The following is a 21824-nucleotide window of genomic DNA, read 5'->3' as shown; positions in this document are numbered from 1 at the left end:
TTATGATTTTGTTTTATTAAAATAATAAGTTGTAATTTTAGACTGTAATTCATCTGAAACAGGGTGGATATTTTCGTGAATTAAACCACCACTATTATTAATTTCATAAAGATTTATCGCAATTGCATCTTGGCCACTAACCGGATCTAAAAAGTAATTTTGTAAAACTTGTTCATAATCAGCAATATTAGTTGGCACATAATTTACATAATCAAAATTAGTAAAATTATATTTATCTTTAGCATTACTAAAATCTAGTATTACTATTTTTCTTGCTAAAAATAAACCAATAAAAGTTTTTTTCTCATTGATATCATTTAAGTCTTTTAAAGTTTCCTTTAGATCTTTAAAACTATCTCTAATAAAACCAGTAAATAAATCAATTTCAAATTCGTTGTTTAATGTATCTTGTGAAGTGGTAAATTCTTGCGGAATTTGTTCATTACTATTAACAATTTCGATAATCTTTGTATAAAAATCATTTGCATAAGTATCAAGATGTTTTTTAATAATCTTGATAAAGAGATTTATACGGTCCTCAAATTCTACATCTTGGCCATTTTGGTATTTTTTTTGTATTGATAAGTATTCTTGATAATTTTCTCTATTTTCATCTAAACTTAAATCAATTAAATTGCTAAATTTATCGATAAAGTTTTCAATATCAGAACTTTTATAAGAATCATTTAGCTCAGTTAATTCAGTAAATTTAAGTTGTTTCCAATTAGTTGCTAAACGTTTAAACATTGTTTTATGTTGAATATCAATAAATTGGTCTTGATTAATATCATTTGTTAATGCTTTAACATTATTATTTTCTAGTAATTCTTTATATGAATTAATGATTTCTATGGTTCCTTGGAAAAAACTTTCAGATGCCTTTTGTGCATATAATTTTGAATTTTCTTTAGATACACCAGATGAAACAACTAAGCCATCAAGTAATAAAATATTGTTTTTAGGTTTGATGGCTCTGATGTGCCCATCTTCCACTAAATTGGGAAAATTATCTGATCCATAATAAGCATCAATTGCATCACCATTATACATAATAGCAACATTAACATCATTACGATTAGGATTAATTAAATTATTAACAATCTCCAAACCATCACCATTAAAGGAAATGTGTTTTGCGTCTTTTACATGGTATCCGGTACCATCCTTAATTAAATCAGCAAATGCATCAATTAAAATTTTATAGGTTTCGTTACCGTCAGTTTCATTGTCTAAAACTTGACCAGTAAAATTATTTTCGGTTCTACCTTGAGGTAATGGCCAATATGCAGAGCCATACATCATATTATCCCTAATTGCATCAGTAATATATCATTTATTAAAATTATTCATACCAAGAATCTTGAGAACATTTATAAATGATAAAGGATCTTTAATATCAGTATTTTTAAAACTATCTTCATACTTTTTAATATCAATTGATCCTTCTTCATCAGAAATTTCTTGAGCAACTGGGTTTTTCTTAATATTATAAGCAACAACCATATCTTGAGAAAAATATGGATAGAAATATTCCCACATTTCAGCACCATTTTCAAGTTGATATTTTTGAAGATGGTCCCATATTTCTGGTCGAAGTGTTAATTTTACATATGCTTTAATTAATTGTTTTTGTTTTAAAGCGGCATTAAGTTTATCCTTATATAAATTTTGCTCACTTACTGATAGATTAGAAAAAGCATTAGAATTAACAAAAGTTTTTAAATTATCAGATTCTAAAAACCCATCTAATTCAGGCAAATTTAGTAATGCAGCATAGTCAATTTTGCCAATTAGTTTCTTTTTAACTAATTCAGCAGCTAAAAAATCAGATCCAATACCAGCAACTGCTTTATTATTAATTAAAGCAGTGCTGAATTGGTTAATTTCATCAAATTCTTTGTAATCAAATGTTTCATTTAATTTGTCAATATTGTCACTTGACATATATGATTTATAGTTATAAAAACTTGGTTTGAAGTTTGTGGTTAATTTTGTACCTAAAACTGCTCCAAAAACAGAGGCAATTGCAACAATTCCTCCAGATAGCAATATTTTTGTTTTATATTTTTTCATAATTTCATTTTAATTACTTTTTAGATTTATAAACTGCATAAGCAATGTTTGAAATTAAAACGATAAATAGCACAATCGAACCAAGAACTAAACCTCATGGTTCAAAAGCACCTTCATAAAGTTTTGTACCCAGTGTTGAGGTATTAGATACAGTTCTTGTGATAATAAAATCATCAAAACTAAAAACTAAACTAACAACTAAAACACTAATAATTGAAGGAACCATATAAACTAAATATGTTTTAACTCATGATCTAAATTTAGAGTAACCTAAGTCTTGCGAGGCTTCGTATAAGTTATTATTAAATTTTTCACTTCTGGGTAACATCAATAGAATTCCATATGGTAGAGTCATAACTGTATGACCAATAATAACCCTTCCAAATCCTTCGCTATCTACTGCAACAATTCCAAAAAAAGAGCTAAAAACTAAAACCAGTCCAATTGCAGTGATATTGTCAGGGTTGATTAATGGAATATTTGACGTAACTGAAAGTGTAGTACGTATTAAACGATTTTTTCTGCGGTATATTGCATAAACAGTTATTAGACTAAGGCTAATAACTAAAGCACTAACAATAAAACCTAATAGCATTGTATTAATTAAACTTAAATCACGTCCAGCATCAAATAAACCTTTTCAATTATCAAGGGTGCTGCCAACTCAAGTTGGGTTAAATTCACCTTTTGGAGTTGGTTTATTAAAACTAAAGATAACCCCAAAAACTAATGGTACATAAATAAAAGCTAAAATTAAATAAATATAACTGTTTCTTAAAAAACTAGTAATTTTATTCATAGTGAGCCCCTTTTTTAAGTTTAAAAATTAGTTTTGGTGCTAGTTGTAATAATGAATATAATCCAATAAAAATGGCTGATACAACAATAACTAACATTGATCCACTGCTTAAATCATATTTATTACCTGGATTTATTTTTGAGTTAATCACTATTCCAATTAATTGTTTTTGTGAACCATCTGGTAATAATTTAGCACTAACGATAAATGTCGTAGCACTTGATAAAAAGATGATTCCTAGCCCACTTAAGATAGCTTTAGTTCCATAAGGAATTACTACTTTAAAAAGTGTCCCAGTTAAACCATATCCTAAATCATGACTTGCTTCAATAATATTCTTTGGCATATCTTTGAATACTGTATATAAAGGCATAACCATTAAAGGAATATTAAGATAAGTTAACCCAAAAATTATAAAGAACTCGTTGTTTAATGATTTAGGATTTGAAGCAAAAACTGCTAAGGCTAATCCTTTAATTGAATAAATCCTTGCAACTGTGAAAATTGCTAAAGGACTAACAATTAAACTTAGTGCGAAAATTTTGAATAATTTTGATTTTGAAGTTGACACAAAATATGCATATGGAAAACCAATTAGCAAGCATAAAATTGATGAAACAACACCAATTCATAGAGATCTGAAAATAATATTTCAAGTATTTGTATCTTTGATTAAAACATAAGCATCAAAGTCTTCAGTTGAAAAGGCACTAATCACAATCATTAAAATAGGTAATAAAATTAAAAAGATTGCTACTAATAAGTAAGGCAGAAATAAATAGGCTTTTTTATCGAAAGTGAATAATGATTTAATTTTTGAATTCATTATGGTTATAATCTCACTTTGGATCATTTTTCATTAAATGGATTGAATCAATTGTTCAACTTAAGTATACTTTTTCATTTAGATCAAATTTCTTTGCAGTTTCAACATTAAAAATATTACCATCATTTGCTTCAATTTTTAGGTAGTAATATGACCCACGGTATGAAACGTCCACAACTTCACCAACAATCTTACCTTCTTTTTTGACTTGTTGGCCACTAGTAATATCAATATCCTCTGGGCGAATTAAGACATCGACTTCCATGTTTTTTGGAAAGTCTTCTTCTTCATGAATAGTTTTATATTCACGTCCAAATAATTTAACATTTCCATCTTCAGTCATTTTGCCATGGAAAACATTTGAATCACCGATAAATTTAGCTACTCAAATATTAACTGGATAATCATAAATATTTTTAGGAGTATCATATTGCTCAATTACTCCATCACGCATAATTGCAATACGATCAGATAATTCTAAGGCTTCATCTTGATCATGGGTAACAAAAATAAAAGTTAAACCAAGTTCTTGTTGAACACTTCTCAGTAACACTTGCATTCTTTGACGAATTTTAGCATCTAAGGCACTAAGGGGTTCATCTAGTAATAAGATTTCTGGTTCAATAACAAGGCTACGAGCAAGTGCCACTCTTTGCTTCATCCCTCCAGATAATTCAGAAATCGCTTTTGTTTCGTTACCTGATAATCCAACAATTTCAATAATTCGTTTGGTTTTTTCGTTAAGCTCATCTTTAGTCATGCGACGCTTAAAGTGTTTATTTTCGTAATCTTGAACCTTTAAATCCACAAAGTTTTCTCAATATGAATATTTAAAATCTGAATCATCAAGTCAAGTTTGACGCTTGTTAAATTTATATGTTCCTGGTTTTAAAGTTTGTAATTCTTCTAAATATTTATCTTGAATTTTGTCTAGGTCAGCCATTTTAGCTTTTGCTTTTGCTTCTCAAGTTACTTTTTTCTTTTCTAATTCATTTAATCTAAAACTACTTACTGTATCACGTGGGACGCGTTTAAGTTTTAACCCATATAGTATATTTCCATAGACATTTAAGTGGGTAAATAATGCGTAGTCTTGGAAAATAGTTGAAACATTTCTTTTATGAGGTGAAAGGTCCTTGATATCACGACCATTAAATTTAATTTCACCACGGGTGGCTCATTCAAAACCACCAATTAATCTTAAGATAGTTGTTTTACCTGACCCAGAAGGACCAAGTAAGGTGACAAATTCACCACGATTTATTTTTAAGTCAATATTGTTTAAAACTGTTTTATTATCAAACGTTTTAACAATATTTTTTAATTCAATAATGTGTTTAATATTTTTTTTAGTATTTGTTTTCAAATTGCTCCTTTCTAACTATTAAAATATGTAATTAGTCAGAGGGGAGACGGTATCAAAAAGATTCTCGCAATATTCTTCTCTATTGCAAGGTGTACAAGGGTATGAAATATCTGTAAAAAGATTTAAAATTTTCTTATTTTCTAAAATTTTAAATAAAATTAGTCTATTTTTCATATTGGTAGATATTATAATAAAAAAAAGAAAAACTGTTAATGAAATTTTCAGTTCTTCTTTTTATATTTTAAAGTTTCAAATTATCTTGAATTTGAACGTGTACGTACAATTGTAAATGGTAATAAAGCAATGAATCTTGCTCTTTTAATAGCAGTTGCTAATTTTCTTTGGTGCTTAGCACATGTACCTGTTAATGATTTTGATTTGATTTGTCCAGTTTCTGAAATATATTTAATTAAAACTTCAGTATCTTTGTAATCGATATATGATTGTTTGTTTTCACAAAATAGACAAACTTTTCTTCTATTTAAAAAAGTTTTTTTGTTTTTATTAAATGCCATATAAAACTCCTAATTTTCTTCGTCAAATTGGAATGTCAATCCAGAAGTATCATCATTAAAAATAATTTCATCTAATTCATGTAATTGTTCGTTAGGTTTTGGATCAGTTGTTTGCGATGAATCATCAAGCACATTGCTAAAGTCTGAGCCAGGGAAGTTATTATAATTTTCAACGTTATTGAGCTGCGGTTTGCTTGTATTAGGCTGATTTTGGTTAGAGAATGTTGTTTTTTGTTCATTACCAAAACCTTGTGTTCGTGATTGCAGTATTTTAACATCAGTTACAACCACATCAAAAGATCTTTGCATTTGGTTTGTAATTGCATTGGTATATTGACTAATATGAATCTCTCCTTCAATGCATAGCATTGTACCTTTGCGAATATAATTTTTAGCAAATTCAGCTTGATTTCTCCATAATACAAATGGAATAAAATCAGTCTGACGCTCATTATTAAATCTTTTGCGGTCAACTGCTAAAGTTAACCTTGAATATGCAACACCTTGCTTAGTATAAGATAATTCAGCTTCTTGGGTTGTGCGCCCAATTAATATAACTCTGTTTAACACTTCAACTTCCTCCTAATTTTAATAAATGATCTTTCTAGATTAAATACATTCTTATTCTTGAACTGTTTGTTTTTCTTTAGAATCTTTTGTATAAACTCTTTTACGTGGTTGTCTATTTAATTTTTGTCCAGCAGAACCTGATTTTTGGTTTGGTTCAAATCCTTTTTCTGTATCTAAGTTAATAACAAGTACTCTTCAAATTTCTTTAATAATATTTGTACGACGGGTAAATTCTGCAATTTTTGAACCTTCTGTTTCAACATTTGCTAAAACATATTGTCCAAATGCAGATTTATTGATTTTGTAAGCTAAACGATTGTTTTCTAATTTCTCTGATTTTTTAACACCAGCCCCAAAAACATTTGCTAATAAATCAAATGCTACAGCTGCATCAGCTTTTGGGTCAACAATCATCATAATTTCGTATTTGTTCATTGTTTCTCCTTATGGTCTTACTGGGCTATTGAGATTTTTTAATAGCCAAGGAGTATTTAGCTTATTTCTAAATAATTTATATAGTTTGCTTATATACTCTTGTATATTATATTATTAAACCTAAAAAATCAAAATGGTTAATTGAAGAAATTTTTCCTTTGTTTTTTGGAAAAGTCACTTGCGAGATATTAACAAAATAATTGCGTTTTAATTTTAACATAAATTTTACATAAAAAATGTATGCGAAAACAGAAAACACGGCAGTGTTTTCTCGTCGGTTTTGCTTACTTTTGCCAAAAGTAAGGCCCCTTTGATTGCAATCAAAGGCGGGGGATTAAAAAAGTTTTTAGGTTATCTTATATTGCCTTACAACTTGCCGATAGTTATTTATTTTATCCATCATATAATCAATTTCTTGCTGAGAGTATTTATCTAGACTTTTTCCTTTGGGAATGTAATACCTAATTAAGCGGTGCATATTTTCTATTGAACCTTTTTGTCATGAACTATATGGTTGGCATTTAAATAGTCTTTCAGTTGGAATAACCTGGTGCAATAAGACATTTTCACTACCATTATCAACTGTTAAAGTTTTAATGTCTAAGTTATGTTTCTTGATTAGCTTTAGAAGAGTTTGTTTTATAGCTTTGGAGTTGCGTTTTGAGAGCATAGCATAAGACATTCTGGTTTGCCGTTCAATTATGGTTACAATACAATATGTATCATTGATTGTACCAATAACGGTGTCTAATTCAAAATGGCCGTGTTCAGAGCGATCATTAATATAAGCTGGACGTTTCGAAATTTCTGTAGCATATTTTAATGTTTTAGGTTTGGTTTGTTTCTTCTTCCTTATGCCATATTTTCCTTCAGATTTTTTAACAATGTGGTCAAATTCAAGGAAATAAGGGTATTTTTTGATTATTTTATAAATTGTACTAGGTGAAGGAGCGAATTCATCAGGTGATAATTTTTTAAAAGAATTCACAAGATAGGTAACTGATTTCTTAACTTCTTTTTGCTGCAAATTCTTTTTATTTCTATTTTTATTGTATGTATTAAGCTCACTATACCAATATTTTCTGTAGGCCTTTCATTTCTCTTTAATTGTATCACTTACAAAAAAGAGTCGCGAAAACGAATACCCTGATAAATGTTCATATAGTTTGGTAAAATTAAGGGTTTTAACCCGCATTACTCTTTTTGAACACTTCGGACAAACATAGCGATTTTGTTTATCTAAACTAAGTGGTCTGCGATTTGTAATAATTTGGATTTTGCTTTTTATACTTCGAATGTCTCTATCAAAAATCTTGGCTACTTCTTGGATTGAGAAGCCTTCAGAAAGTTCTTGTAAAATATTATAAAGTTGTTCTAGATCGATTTGATCTGATCGTAATTTTCGTTGTGTCCCAAGAGCTCCTTGCATTTTCAAAATAGTGTTGTAATTCTCTTCGATTTTAAAGTGTTGATATTTATTTTCTTTTCGATATTTGTCAAAAACACAAATATATTTTTCTAAATTTTTCATATAATTTTAAAGTCTCCTTTCATTTTTTTAAAATTTATTAATACAACTATTTTATTACAAGGTAGACAAAAACAATGTCACATGCAAAAAACTTGCATGTGACATTTCCAATTAATAATTCTTCTTAAGAATATTAAACAAAAATGTAACTTATGTTTGTAAAAATTGTGTGAGTATTATTAATAAAAAATTACAGGAGGGATTATAGCAAACCCCTAAAATTAGACTAAAAATTAATTTAGGATCGATGCCTATATCCTAAAGGTGTAGTCATTTTAATTTTGTAATAATTTATATACTTATGTATTACTTCTTCTTATTTTCTTGCTCTGTTCTTTGTTCAACCAAGGCTCTCAATTTTTTAAGGAGATCTAACTCCATTTTTAATTTTGCTCTTTCTTCTTCAAGTGCTTTAATTTTGGCTTGTGTTTTATCTGGTTTTGGTTTGTTATTCTTTTGTATGGTCATGGGGGATCTACCTTTCGTTTTGTTTATAATATCATTATACCCGAATAATTGATATTTTTTTACTCAAGAAAGAATTAAGCTAATATTAATTAGTAGCTCAGATCCAATGCTTAGATAGGATCTCCCTTTCAAAATTTGGTTTACAATATCAAATTTACAGTCTGCACTATATTTTGTCCAGCTTTTTCTTTCTTTGAATGATTCTAATCCATGCTGGCGGTACTGGCGAATTGTGGTATTAATTGTTGTTTTAGTATCGCGGAATATCTCACCCATCTTACTATAGATTTCGCCAGAATGATATAGCTTTATAATCTTCAGTTTATCTTCTAATCTTAATTTCATAATAAAAACCCCCTCAAGTTTTACCAATTTGTTTGGTCCAACTTTTGGGGTTCACTATATTTTTAGTATTAATTTTTCATTCAACACGCCTGGTTAATTATACATTTTATACATGTAATTTTTTCCGACAAGGAAAATTTATGAGAATTTATTTAAAAATTTATTTTTGTATCAATCAGCGATTTCATTTCTGAACTCAAGAGTTGTGGTATTGACGTCGCGCAACATAAACCTATATTCTACTGCAAAATCCTTTTTAATTAAGAATACTTCTCAAATACGAGATGGATCAGGTAAGTAAACAGTAGGTGCTACAATTTCTGACGGATCAGGTGCATGATAGAATCCTAAATAAGTTATTGTTACTTCTTTGTCATCATAAATAGGGATTATAAATCCACCATCAGTGTTTTTATAGTTCCCTGATACTTTTTTAATAAAAATATCATTTTCGTTTAAAATCTCATAGACATCTTGATTATTTAAATATAATTCTTCAAATAATTTTTTAATCTGTGAATTTTGATTAAAATCATTAGATTTATTCAGTTCTTTAAACCTTTGTACAATATAGGTATCAAACTGGTCTTTTGTAGTTATTCTTATATATTGTGCTTCTAATCTTCTTTCGTTTTCAATGTCCTCTAAATAAGGAGGATAGTTATTAAAAAATGTTATATTAAATGTGCCCTTTCGTTCTTGTTTGTATTGTTCTTTAATTGTTTCTTGGTCTTCCTCCAATCATTCTTTGGGAGCAAAAACTCCAGTTTTTGTAAAGGGTTCATATATCCTGAACATAACTTCATACATTTCTTGCAGTTCTTTAATAAGTTCTTCTTCTTTATTTGGTGCGGGATCACCTATTTTATCCTCTACTTTTTTTGGTTCATGAGTTTGTGATGTTTGGACATCTTTTTTATCATTAATATTATTATTTAAAATTGGGGGTTCTGGGTTCTTATCTTCTGAAGGTTTATTTTGAGTTTTTTTATCTTTACTTAGATCTGGTTTAAAAGGTTCTTTAATTACTTGTGGTTGCTTTGAGTTACACGCAAAAGCAAGCAATGGTATTGAGATATATGTAGATAATAATAATTTTTTAATAATCTTCATCACGTACCACATGTGTTACTGCCACAATATCATCTACTGAATGCTGGAATGAACTTTCAGATAGTTTTCTTACTGTATATCTATAAATTCCGTTTTCAGGAACTTTATATTCAATTAATTCATCATTAGTCACAATTGTAACTATGCTTTCGGCTGTTTTCCAGATTCCATTTGGTTCTTGTTTTTCTAGAATTAAGTCATAGTCAGAAAAAAACCTATTATTTTGTTGTTTTTTTGCTTCTTCTTTTTTAAGTCACAAATAAGCATTGTGAGTCTTTGGGTTGTAAGATTCATACCTTGTATCAAAGGCACCTATTGGCTCTCTTGATTCAATATAACGAGATAAAGCAAATCTACTTATTTTATTTTTCCAGTAGTTGTTATTTGTTAAAGAATAATATGATTGCATTGGGTCAACTTTTAACATTCCTGCATTAAAAGTTCATGAACTTGATACTTTAATGGTTTGACCCTTTCGAAGCTCAAGACGTTCACTTGCTAATACATAAGTGCCTGATTTTGTCGTTGGAGTAATTTGTGCAGCTTTATGGTTATTAGCAGCTTGTAACATTGCTTTAAAATCAACAGTACCAGCACCATATTTTTGCTCATAACCACTAAATTTATATTTTAAACCTTCACCTTTTGGACTAATTGCAGAAGCAGATAAAATAGATTTTACAATTGGAACCCTATTATCACTATTTTTTATCCCTTCGTTATATTTAAATAAGTTTGAAATTAACCCAGTTACCACAGGAGCGGCATAACTAGTGCCATTATAATAGTTATTAACATTATAAACAGGGTTATAAAACTGTGCAGGAGCAACAACTAATGGTTTAGAGATATCTTTGAATTCATCGGTTATTCTATAATTAGAATATTCAGCTATTGCATTATATTTTAAATTCTTTTTTGTAGCATTGTCATCAAGTGCACCTACGATAATTGAATTAAATGATAATTGCGTACCCGTAATTAAGTGTTCATCATCTTTTCCATCATTACTTGCTGCAAAAACATTTATTACTCCATATTTACGCGATATATAGTCTAAGAAATATGCATTTTCGTCATAACCAGCTAAATATCCAGGACGAATTTCTCTTTTACCATTTTTTTCTCAGTACATAGTATATCCATAACTATGGTTTATTAATCTTATACCATCATCTTTAACCATTTTTTCGATTGCGGGGATTCAGTTGCTATCTAATTTATTAAATGTATGCAAATATATTTTTGAAGATCGATCTATTCCATACTCTCCACCTGCAATCATTGATACCATGGTTGAATGAGTTTTTTTCTTGTTGGATTTTTCTGCATTTAGATCATTAATTTCAATGCCATTTTTAAAATATTTTTGGTAATTTTTGTCAAATGGATGTGTTCAAGATTCTAATATTCCAATTTTGTTTACCTCAGAATTACCCAAATGATCCTGGGCATTAACAATATTTACATTTTTATTTACTGAATCAATATATTCTTGAAAGAATGGATCAATATTAAGATTATAATATACGAGACCTTTATCTTTTAATGGCGGCTCAAGTTCGAGTGGTGGTTCATCAATGGGTTTGAGTGGATCGCGATAGTTTGATTCAATATTGTCGTTATTTTCAAAAATAATAAATTTATAAATTTCTTTTCAACTCTTTAGTTTTTGCACAAAGTCTTGACGTTCTTGTTCAGTTTCGAAATAAAACCAAACAATGGGCATCATTGTAGACTTTTCCATTGTTTTGTATATTAAATTATTTTTATTGACTTTATTTATAAACTCGTTGTTAAATTTGCTTATAAATTCTTCATTTTCTGTTTCAAAACCAGGGTTTAACAATAATTTAAGTTCAAAATTATTGTTAAGAGGTACTAAAACTGCTTCATTGTTTTGGTTTAAAGAAATTCTTGCACCCTGACCCCTAACTTCAAACTTTTTGTTATCTAAGTTATCATACCAATTTATTGATTGATTTTTTTGTTTCTTTGCTGTTGAAACTGTAAAAGGCAGCACCATGATACCAAGAGGTAATACTGATAAAGTAATTAATTTTTTCAATTTTTTGTAATATATTTTTTTCATAATTAAATTATACCATATTTGCTACTTTTATAATTGTATATTTCTAAACATATTAAACTAAAAAATAGTAACAAAACCTTTTTTAGTTTTTTTATTGTAAATAATTAAAAAAAATGTATATTTTATAATATGAAAAATTTAGTTATAGTGGAGTCACCAAATAAAGTTTCCACAATTCAAAAATACCTCGGAAGTAATTATAAAGTTATAGCTTCTGTTGGTCATTTCTTAAAAATGAAAACAGACGGTCAATATAGTTTGGGAATTGATTTAGAATCATGAGAGCCAAAATATTCATTAGATCGTACTAAAACTAAAATAGTTAATGCAATTAAAAAAGAATTAAAGGACTCCGATTTTGTATATATTGCAACTGACCCAGACCGCGAGGGAGAAGGGATTGGAAACCATTTAGTAAGCTATTTTAAAATTGAAAACTTCAAAAGAATTAAATATAATGAAATTACTAAAGATGCAATTATAAAAGCAATCCAAAACCCTGTTGATTTAAATCAAGGTTTAATTGATGCTCAAAAATCTCGAAGAATGCTTGATCGTATTATTGGTTTTCGGCTATCAAATTTAATGAAAGCCAAATTTAAAAATTCGCCAGGTATCCCAACAGCAGGGCGCGTACAATCTATTGCCCTTAAATTAGTTGTTGACCGTGAGCGTGAAATACAAAATTTTATACCTGAAGAATACTTTATGTTAAATGCTAAATTAGAAAATAATCCGCTTTTAACATATTATTATAATCCTAATAATCCATCTGATCGTAAGGGTTGAATTTTATCAAATGAAATAGATAAAATTAAGAAGCATTTTGAAACTGCACCTAAAACATTGCTCGTTGAAAACCTTGCCGTATCCCAACGTAAAGTTAGTGCAATAAGTCCACTGAAACAAGCAGCATTATACAAGAAAAGTCCGTATTCTGCAGCATCAACCCAAGGGATTTTACAAAAACTATATGAAGGTTTTGGAAATGGTGGATTAATTACCTATCCGAGAACCGATAGTACACGTTTATCAAATGATTTTATAAATGCAGCCCAAAAGTATATTAAGCAAAAATGAGGCGATAAATATGTTGCTAAAGAAATTAAAGGTTTCAGTGGTGATCAAGACGCTCATGAAGCGATTAGACCTACTGATGTTTTCTTAACACCTGAAAAAGCAGCAAAAATGCACCCTGAATTAACTGAGTATGATTTAAAAATTTATAAACTAATTTATGATACAACACTCATGGCTTTAATAACTCAACCTATCAGGGAATCTAAGTTATATGAATTCTCTAATGATAAATATAATTTTAGACAATCATATTCTAAAATTATATTTGATGGGTATTATGTAGTTACACAAAAAGAACAAGAACATATTGATCCAAATTATATAAAAGGTCAAATTATAAATGTAGAAAAATTTAATTTTGAAGAACACGCTACAAAACCTGCTCCAAGATATAATGAAGGTTCCCTTATCGAAATGCTTGATTATATTAAAGTAGGCAGGCCATCAACTTTTGCTACTACTGTTAATTTAATTAAAGAACGTAAGTTTGTTAATAACGAATCATCACAACTAGTTCCAACCGAATTTGGTTTTGCAATTTGTGATTCATTAACTGATGTATTTTCAAATATTATTAACGAAAGTTATACAGCAAAAGTTGAAGAAGAATTAGATAAAATTGCTGATAAGCAATTATCTAAAAACGAGGTATTACAAGATTTTTGAGATAAATTCCAAGAAGAATTTGCATATGCTTCGCAAAAAATGAATGTTTATACATTTGAAACACCATCTATTAATCAAACATGTCCACAGTGCCAACAAGAACTATTAGTGCGTAATAACAAAAAAGGACAACAATTTATTGGCTGCACTGGATTTCCTAAATGTAAATATACAGCAAGTTACGAAGAGAATAAATAATATTAAAAAATGTTTAGGGTTATAAACCTTAAACATTTTTGTTAGTCTTCGATAGGGTCAATTTCTTTAATATTTTCTAATTTACGACGGTTAAGTGAATCTAATTTTTCTAAGAAATCTTGTTTTTGGAATTTCTTTTCAAAAGCAGCTTCCATTTTCTTAATTGAAGTACGTTCAATTTCATCCATTTTTTCTTCAATTTTTCGTGCTGATTTAATGATGTCTTCAGCAGCTACACCAATAACCTTTAAACGATCTTTTAATCTTTCAAAGTTCTTCTCAACTTCTTCTTCAAAGAATTTTTTAAATTCAAATTTAATTGTTTCTTTATCCTTAAAATCTTTCAAATCAACATTTACTTTAGCCTTTGTTTCAAATAACAATCTAAGCATTCTAACTAGAGTGATAAAAGAACGATCCCTTACTACATAAATATTGTTATGACCTTGAACCATTTCAATAAAAATATCTTCATCTGGATTTAGTTCAGTAATTAAAATACCATAATCTGCATCATTATTGTAAGTATCTTTTGATAATTTTGAGTAAAATTCCTCATTTTTCTTTGAACCTTTTTCACTAACTTTAGCTTTTATTTCTACAACTATTTTACCAATTAAAATACGATCATAAGATTTTTTATCATAAAACTCAATAATAATATCTGGTTTTAATCCGTTTTTAGTTTGTGTTGCTTTATAAAAATTAATGTGTTCATCAAAATTAAAGTTATTTTGCAATAAAGAGTGAATATAAGTTTCATAATCTTCACCGGCTGCTTGAATGTGACCTAAAGAGCTACGTTTAATAGTTAACCCATTAATTTGATTTTTTAACGCTTCTATTTCTTTGTTTTTTTCTTGTAGATTTTTATCTAAGTTTTGGTTAGTATTTTTTAAAACTACTATTTCTTTTTCTTGGTCATTTAGTTGTTGTGATAATTCGTGCCTTACTTGCATTTCTTTATTTTTAAGTTTATCAACAGTTTGTAGTTCGAGATGTTTCTTTGCATCATTTATTTCATCTTTTTTAGATTGTTTTAATTCTTCTAATAGCTTATTTAATGCTTTAATTTGTTGATCTTTTTCTGTTAGTTTAGTTTGTAAATTAATAGAGTTATTTTTTGCATTATTCAATTCTTCTTGTAATTTAAGTTTTATTTCTTGCTCTTTTAATTTAAGGTTATTTTCTTGTTTATCTGCTCATTCTTTTTTTGCTAATTCAATTTTGTTTGGTATTATTTTGTTATAAAAATCATCTTTTTGGGCTGATAATTTTTTTTCATTACTTAATTTAAGATCATTATATTCTTGTGATTCTAATATGGCTTTAGTATTTTCCGAAATAGCTTGCTGATAAATTTTTTCTTTAGCCACTTTATCAATATTGTTAATTGCACTTGCTATATGTGATGAAATTATTTGGCTTTGCTCGTCTGTTAAACCTTTTAAACTAATATAATCACCTGGATTCGCATATTCTAATATTTCAAATTCCATTTTTGCAATATCTTTAATTTTAATATTTACTTTTTTCATTTAAACTCCTAACTTTGTTATACGTTAATTACTATTTTGTAATTAAAATTATATACTAAAATAAGTAGAATATAAATTATTATTACATAATAATTTATAACTTATTTAAAAGTTATTATTGTACTTGCATTATCAAGTTTTTTAATTTTTTGTCTTTTTATATATATATTTATATATATATTAAATGTTATAATATATTTAACTTAATTAAATATGTTTTTTGGAAAAGTCACTTGCGAGATGTTAACAAAATAATTATCTTTTAATTTTAACATAATTTTTAGATAAAAAAATGTATGCGAAAACAGAAAACACGGCAGTGTTTTCTCGTCGGTTTTGCTTACTTTTGCCAAAAGTAAGGCCCCTTTGATTGCAATCAAAGGCGGGGGATTAAAAAAAAAATTTTAGGTTATCTTATATTGCCGTACAACTTGTCGATAGTTATTTATTTTTTATTAATTGGAAATGTCACATGCAAGTTTTTTTGCATGTGACATTGTTTTTGTCTGCCTTGTAATAAAATAGTTGTATTAATAAATTTTAAAAAAATGAAAGGAGACCTTAAAATTATATGAAAAATTTAGAAAAATATATTTGTGTTTTTGACAAATATCGAAAAGAAAATAAATATCAACATTTTAAAATTGAAGAGAATTACAACACTATCTTGAAAATGCAAGGAGCTCTTGAGTCGCATCGAAAATTACGATCAGATCAAATCGATCTAGAACAACTTTATAATATTTTACAAGAACTTTCTGAAGGCTTCTCAATCCAAGAAGTAGCCAAGATTTTTGATAGAGACATTCGAAGTATAAAAAGTAAAATCCAAATTATTACAAATCGCAGACCACTTGGTTTAGATAAACAAAATCGTTATGTTTGTCCTAAGTGTTCAAAAAGAGTAATGCGGGTTAAAACCCTTAATTTTACCAAGCTATACGAACATTTATTAGGCTATTCATTTTCGCGACTCTTTTTTGTAAGTGATACAATTAAAGAGAAATGAAAGGCCTACAGAAAGTATTGGTATAGTGAACTTAATACATACAATAAAAATAGAAATAAAAAGAATTTGCAGCAAAAAGAAGTTAAGAAATCAGTTACCTATCTTGTGAATTCTTTTAAAAAATTCTCCCCTGATGAATTTGTTCCTTCACCTAGTACAATTTATAAAATAATCAAAAAATACCCTTATTTCCTTGAATTTGACCACATTGTTAAAAAATCTGAAGGAAAATATGGCATAAGGAACAAGAAGCAAACCAAACCTAAAACATTAAAATATGCTACAGAAATTTCGAAACGTCCAGCTTATATTAATGATCGCACTGAACACGGACATTTTGAATTAGACACCGTTATTGGTAAAATCAATGATACATATTGTATTGTGACCATAATTGAACGGCAAACCAGAATGTCTTATGCTATGCTCTCAAAACGCAACTCCAAAGCTACAAAACAAACTCTTCTCAAACTAATCAAGAAACATAACTTAGACATTAAAACTTTAACAGTTGATAATGGTAGTGAAAATGTCTTATTGCACCAGGTCATTCCAACTGAAAGATTATTTAAATGCCAACCATATAGTTCATGACAAAAAGGTTCAATAGAAAATATGCACCGCTTAATTAGGTATTACATTCCCAAAGGAAAAAGCTTAGATAAATACTCTCAGCAAGAAATTGATTATATGATGGAAAAAATAAATAACTATCGGCAAGTTGTCCGGAAATATAAGATAACCTAAAATTTTTTTAATCCCCCGCCTTTGATTGCAATCAAAGGGGCCTTACTTTTGGCAAAAGTAAGCAAAACCAACGAGAAAACACTGCCGTGTTCTCTGTTTTTCTCATACATTTTTTTATCTAAAAATTATGTTAAAATTAAAAGACAATTATTTTGTTAACATCTCGCAAGTGACTTTTCCAAAAAACACTTTAAGTTTTGTCAGTAAATATAAAACTGATTTAAATAAATCTTTGGTAAAATACCTAGAAAATGAATTAGTTTCAATTGCAAAAAGTAATAAACAATTTAATGTTTTAAACAAAAATACATATAAGAATACAATCCTTAGCGAAAGCGAAATATCATCAATGAATGAATTTCTTTATAACATTAAAATGTTAGTTAAAATATTGGGTTATTCTGTTTTAGATATTAATAAGAAAAATAACAAAAATTTACATAATAATAACCATGACATTAAAGAAACAAAACAAAGGTTATTTTATATAACAAATAGAAATTCAAATGGAATTGGGTATTGATCAAATAATGTGTTTACCGTCCTTAAAGGTTCAAGAATATCAGACACAACAACAAAATCATTTCCTGTACATTGTAAAAATGCATTAAAACTTAGAAATCAATTAATAAATGATGGAGTTATTGTAAATAATATTCTACTAAATGACTATAAATTCGCCTCACCTTCAGGTGCAGCCGATTTTGTGATAGGTAGCTCAAGCAATGGGTGAGAGGATTGGAAAACTAAGCGCGGGATTAGTTTAAGTAAAATTGTAAAGAGATAATGAATTATATACATAATTAAAATAAGAATTTTTAAAGTATCAAGTTTTAACTTATAAGTTATGCACATTATGGCAAATAATTTTATGTATAATTATGTTTTATTATTTAATAACTACAATTTAATCTTTTTTATTAAATTTATTAAATAACATTCTAACTTTGTAGACATGTAAAAGATATTTGGACAAAATCCGAATATTTTTTATTCGTAATTGTTTAAATTTTATACTTAACTAAGTTGTGTATTATTCTCATAAATAATTTATACTATTTTTTAAATAAATTTGGTTTCTTCAATATTATATATATATATATATATATATATATATATATATATATAAATAGTTGTCATTGGACATCCGAAAAATACCAGTCTAACACAATAGTTATTCTACAAACTTTTGGTATAATTTAATATATACAAAATAAACAAATAATAAAACTTATGTTTAATATAAATATTTAGGGAGCAAATTATGAAAAAGAAGTCAAAATTATTATTTTCGTGTTTAATCAGTTTTTCAGGATTACCAGCGATTTTTACACCTTCACTTGCTAAGAAGTCTGTGATTGTTAATGAATGATATGATAATTTAAAAAGTGAAATATTTGAAATTAGAAAACAACCTATCACAGTTGCACAAAATTCAAATAATCATATTGTTGATATACAAGTCAATAACTACTTTGAACTGAAATTATTATTAAATCCAGGTTTTGAAACTGAAAATGAGGAATTTATAACTAAATTCAATAATGACTTTATAAACAAAGTAAATAAAAATAATTTAATGTATAAAAATTTTAATACTATTAGTATTTTACCAATAGTATGGTTTTACTTTGATACCGAACAGGATAGGAAACATTTTGTTACTGAGGTATATAAATGAAATATAATTTATAAATTTATAATTTTTGAAAACAAATTAAATAATATTAATTCCAACAATCTTGATCCACTTAAACCCTTTGATAAAGAACCTGAAGAAGTAGAGTCGCCAAAATCCGTTGTTAGACTTTTAGATGATGATAGAAATATTGATCTTAACTTAAAAAAATTCATTGATTCAGTAAGTAAAAATTCAAATATTGTCAATGCTTCAAATCATTTAAATAATTCATATGTTAACAAAATAGGTGTTTTAGAATGGTGATCATATCCATTTGATACAAACTACCAAAAATATTTTAAAAATGGTATTGAAATAAACGACCTTAATGCTGAAAAAAATCCCGACTCCAAAACTCATTCAACTATGGTGTCTCTGATTGCTGGAGGTCAATATGGAATTGATCGATCTTCTAAAATATACTTGCATACAATCAATAACTTCGATAGCATATGGATGTCATCAATTGAAAAAATGGTTAAAAAAGATGGCATAAAATTAATTAACCATAGTTATGGTCGTAAAATGAGACATAATAGAGAAATACAACTATCATATATAAAAGATTATGCAGAAAATGCATATTTTCTAGATTTTATCTCTAGAAAATATGGAGTTATAAATGTTTATTCTGCAGGTAATGATGGAACAGACAACGAACATTCATTTGCAGGGGAGACATTATCATTTAATTCAATAGTTGTTGGCGCTCTTGATGATAATGCAACAAAACAAAACCTAAAATATAATAAAGTTGCAAAATACTCAAATTATAAGATAATTGAAGAATTCAAAGATATTTCAAAACCTTTAGTTGTTGCACCAGCTAAGTTTTATAATCCTGTATATAACGTAAATAATTACTATAACGGAACTAGTTACGCTGCCCCTGTTGTAACAGGTTTAATTTCAAACCTAATGAAATATAATGAAAAAATAAGAAATAGTGATAATCGGGTCCCAATTGTAAAAGCGATTTTATCAGCTTCAGCTGTAAGCCCAAAAATAGAAGGTTTAAAATATAAATTTAGTGGTTATGCAGAAAAGTATGGAGCAGGAACTGTAGATTTTCAAGCGATGCTTTTAGCAGCACAAAACTATAAAGTTAAGGAAATTAACCCAACTGTAGGTTTAGGTACTTATGTGCTTGCAAGTGATGCACTAGAACTCAAAAAAGGCCAAACAATTAAAATATCTAGTTCCTGAACTTTTAATGCGGGTATATTAAAAAGTTCGCCACTTTTTTCATATTATTCTTTAAATAACAATAACTATTGAGGAAACAGGTTAAACAGATTTGCTATAGCAAGGGAATACAATGCCAATCAATCTTTGTTAATTTCTAATTCTTATGATGTAAGTACACATAAAGATGCCCACTGACTTAAAAAAGAAGAAGCTAAAAAGAGGCAAAAAAATAGATGATTTTCAGACTATGATTTAATTCTTGAAAAATTAGAAAATAATGGAATCTGAAAAACAGTTGAAAGTATTGTTACAATTGTAACTAACGATGAATTAATAGAATATAAAGTTCCTCAAAGTGGCCTTTATAGATATACAGTTAGAAAACTATCAGAAAGTTCATTTGAAAACTCTGTTGATGATATTGTTGCTGTAACCCATGTGGTAAGAGATGAAAATTATTAAAAAATTATTATTATCAGGGTCATTTTTTCTTCCTTTGATAAGTTTTTCATGTAGTACAAATGAACCTCAACTAATTATTAAAAAACCTTTGGTTGATGACAATACCAAAGATAAGAAAACTGAAAATAAACTACCTATAGTAATAACAATAGAACAACCTCCAGTTTTTGTGGATAAGATTAGTGATGTTAATGGCAAAGAAGATGAACAAAAAAAACCTGATAAATCCATAAATAATATACAAGACACTAAAAAAAAACCTAGTCATGAGCACTGACCATTTTATGATACAATAGATGAAAAAGTAGCCCATGCCGAAGTTAACCAAATATATAGTATCATCAATAAAAAACATAAAAAATTTACCAAAAAAGCCATATTTGCACCACGGGAATGGGTAAATCAATCTAATTTTACTATTAAAAAAGAATACATGCAAAAAGACCAGGATGTATTTAACAAAACATTTTTTAATAAAAATCCACATTTTGAAAGTAACCTCCAATGAATAAAAGAAGATTTTATTAAAATAACTACCAATGAAGAATTTGATAAGTTCATAATAAATCGCTTCAAAGAATTAAATAAATTTCATGATTTTAATCAAGATGTTCAAATTAAAAAATTATTTGAAGAATTATATTTAGATAATCAAGATGTATATGTTATTTTAAAAGAAAGTGATATTTTTATAGACAGTGCTAATTATCATGAGGATAGCCCCGATGATAGATCAATTATAGTTACTTATGAAAATACCATTGCAACCTTAAATATAATATTCCCATTCGACTCTTTAGCTCCAGGTGTAACACATCAATACTATGAACCTGATCCTTCCTTTAGAGTTTTTTTAGTTAAAAAAAATTATAACCTTAATTGAAACATTATTACTCCAAAGGAAAGTGAAAGACCTACTAGTTTCAGAGATAGATTAAAAAAATGATATGATATTGAATTTAAAAAACATTTACCTTAGGTATAAGCAAAACATAAAATAAATTTGTTATATTTCTATTTATCATTGATTTCTTTTCTAAACGTCATTTTCATTAAATGGTTGCTAAAATGACTCATATATTGTTTTTATTAATCAATTGCTAGTATTTAGCATACTGTTTA

Annotated in this window: 17 protein-coding genes; 5 read left to right on the top strand and 12 right to left on the bottom strand. The window is 27.6% G+C overall.

Features of this window, described 5'->3' with window-relative positions:
* The 11 genes from AC0B4N_RS01960 to AC0B4N_RS01910 all read right to left on the bottom strand — a co-directional run bounded on the left by AC0B4N_RS01960 (position 1) and on the right by AC0B4N_RS01910 (position 12133).
* Positions 1 to 2073, bottom strand: coding sequence for a type 2 periplasmic-binding domain-containing protein (locus AC0B4N_RS01960; RefSeq protein ID WP_465102206.1), 2073 nt, complete (start codon positions 2071 to 2073; stop codon positions 1 to 3).
* Positions 2074 to 2086: 13 nt separating this feature from the next.
* Positions 2087 to 2872, bottom strand: a complete 786-nt coding sequence (locus AC0B4N_RS01955; protein ID WP_465102205.1) for an ABC transporter permease — start codon at positions 2870 to 2872, stop codon at positions 2087 to 2089.
* A complete protein-coding gene (locus tag AC0B4N_RS01950; protein WP_465102204.1) occupies positions 2865 to 3698 on the bottom strand; it encodes an ABC transporter permease in 834 nt (277 codons plus the stop codon). Before AC0B4N_RS01950 ends, AC0B4N_RS01955 begins: the two co-directional genes overlap by 8 nt.
* Positions 3682 to 5064, bottom strand: coding sequence for an ABC transporter ATP-binding protein (locus tag AC0B4N_RS01945; RefSeq protein ID WP_465102203.1), 1383 nt, complete (start codon positions 5062 to 5064; stop codon positions 3682 to 3684). Before AC0B4N_RS01945 ends, AC0B4N_RS01950 begins: the two co-directional genes overlap by 17 nt.
* Before the next feature lie 254 nt (positions 5065 to 5318).
* The gene (gene rpsR, locus AC0B4N_RS01940) at positions 5319 to 5579 is read right to left on the bottom strand and encodes a 30S ribosomal protein S18 (protein WP_465102202.1); all 261 of its coding nucleotides are present in this window, start codon (positions 5577 to 5579) and stop codon (positions 5319 to 5321) included.
* A 9-nt stretch (positions 5580 to 5588) separates the two neighbouring features.
* Positions 5589 to 6149: a single-stranded DNA-binding protein gene (locus tag AC0B4N_RS01935; protein ID WP_465102201.1), complete on the bottom strand. Its 561-nt coding sequence runs from the start codon at positions 6147 to 6149 to the stop codon at positions 5589 to 5591.
* A gap of 51 nt (positions 6150 to 6200) precedes the next feature.
* Entirely contained in the window at positions 6201 to 6584 is a 384-nt protein-coding gene (gene rpsF, locus AC0B4N_RS01930) for a 30S ribosomal protein S6 (RefSeq protein ID WP_465102200.1), read from the bottom strand.
* Positions 6585 to 6930: 346 nt separating this feature from the next.
* Positions 6931 to 8115: an IS30 family transposase gene (locus tag AC0B4N_RS01925; RefSeq protein ID WP_465101889.1), complete on the bottom strand. Its 1185-nt coding sequence runs from the start codon at positions 8113 to 8115 to the stop codon at positions 6931 to 6933.
* Positions 8116 to 8421: 306 nt separating this feature from the next.
* The gene (locus AC0B4N_RS01920; RefSeq protein WP_465102199.1) at positions 8422 to 8928 is read right to left on the bottom strand and encodes a transposase; all 507 of its coding nucleotides are present in this window, start codon (positions 8926 to 8928) and stop codon (positions 8422 to 8424) included.
* 138 nt (positions 8929 to 9066) lie between these two features.
* Positions 9067 to 10041: a hypothetical protein gene (locus AC0B4N_RS01915; RefSeq protein ID WP_465102198.1), complete on the bottom strand. Its 975-nt coding sequence runs from the start codon at positions 10039 to 10041 to the stop codon at positions 9067 to 9069.
* Entirely contained in the window at positions 10028 to 12133 is a 2106-nt protein-coding gene (locus AC0B4N_RS01910) for a S8 family serine peptidase (protein ID WP_465102197.1), read from the bottom strand. Before AC0B4N_RS01910 ends, AC0B4N_RS01915 begins: the two co-directional genes overlap by 14 nt.
* Positions 12134 to 12262: 129 nt before the next feature.
* Here AC0B4N_RS01910 and topA point away from each other — a divergent pair, with 129 nt between their 5' ends.
* Positions 12263 to 14077 (top strand): type I DNA topoisomerase, encoded by a 1815-nt coding sequence (topA, locus tag AC0B4N_RS01905; protein ID WP_465102196.1) that lies wholly within the window; start codon positions 12263 to 12265, stop codon positions 14075 to 14077.
* 41 nt (positions 14078 to 14118) lie between these two features.
* On the opposite strand, the gene AC0B4N_RS01900 is transcribed toward topA, so the two are convergent.
* Positions 14119 to 15615 (bottom strand): DUF2130 domain-containing protein, encoded by a 1497-nt coding sequence (locus tag AC0B4N_RS01900; protein WP_465102195.1) that lies wholly within the window; start codon positions 15613 to 15615, stop codon positions 14119 to 14121.
* A gap of 571 nt (positions 15616 to 16186) precedes the next feature.
* Here AC0B4N_RS01900 and AC0B4N_RS01895 point away from each other — a divergent pair.
* The 4 genes from AC0B4N_RS01895 (at position 16187) to AC0B4N_RS01880 (ending at position 21681) form a co-directional block, all read left to right on the top strand.
* Positions 16187 to 17371 (top strand): IS30 family transposase, encoded by a 1185-nt coding sequence (locus AC0B4N_RS01895; RefSeq protein ID WP_465102145.1) that lies wholly within the window; start codon positions 16187 to 16189, stop codon positions 17369 to 17371.
* 127 nt (positions 17372 to 17498) lie between these two features.
* Positions 17499 to 18158 (top strand): DUF4357 domain-containing protein, encoded by a 660-nt coding sequence (locus tag AC0B4N_RS01890; RefSeq protein ID WP_465102194.1) that lies wholly within the window; start codon positions 17499 to 17501, stop codon positions 18156 to 18158.
* 477 nt (positions 18159 to 18635) lie between these two features.
* Positions 18636 to 20702 (top strand): S8 family serine peptidase, encoded by a 2067-nt coding sequence (locus AC0B4N_RS01885; RefSeq protein ID WP_465102193.1) that lies wholly within the window; start codon positions 18636 to 18638, stop codon positions 20700 to 20702.
* Positions 20689 to 21681, top strand: coding sequence for a hypothetical protein (locus tag AC0B4N_RS01880; protein WP_465102192.1), 993 nt, complete (start codon positions 20689 to 20691; stop codon positions 21679 to 21681). The genes AC0B4N_RS01885 and AC0B4N_RS01880 overlap by 14 nt, the downstream gene beginning before the upstream one ends.
* The last annotated feature ends 143 nt before the right edge of the window (positions 21682 to 21824 follow it).

The sequence above is a fragment of the Mycoplasma sp. 13536 genome (assembly GCF_055523495.1).
The sequence above is the reverse complement of the archived record's forward strand: the minus strand, read 5'-3'. Positions and strand labels throughout refer to the sequence as shown.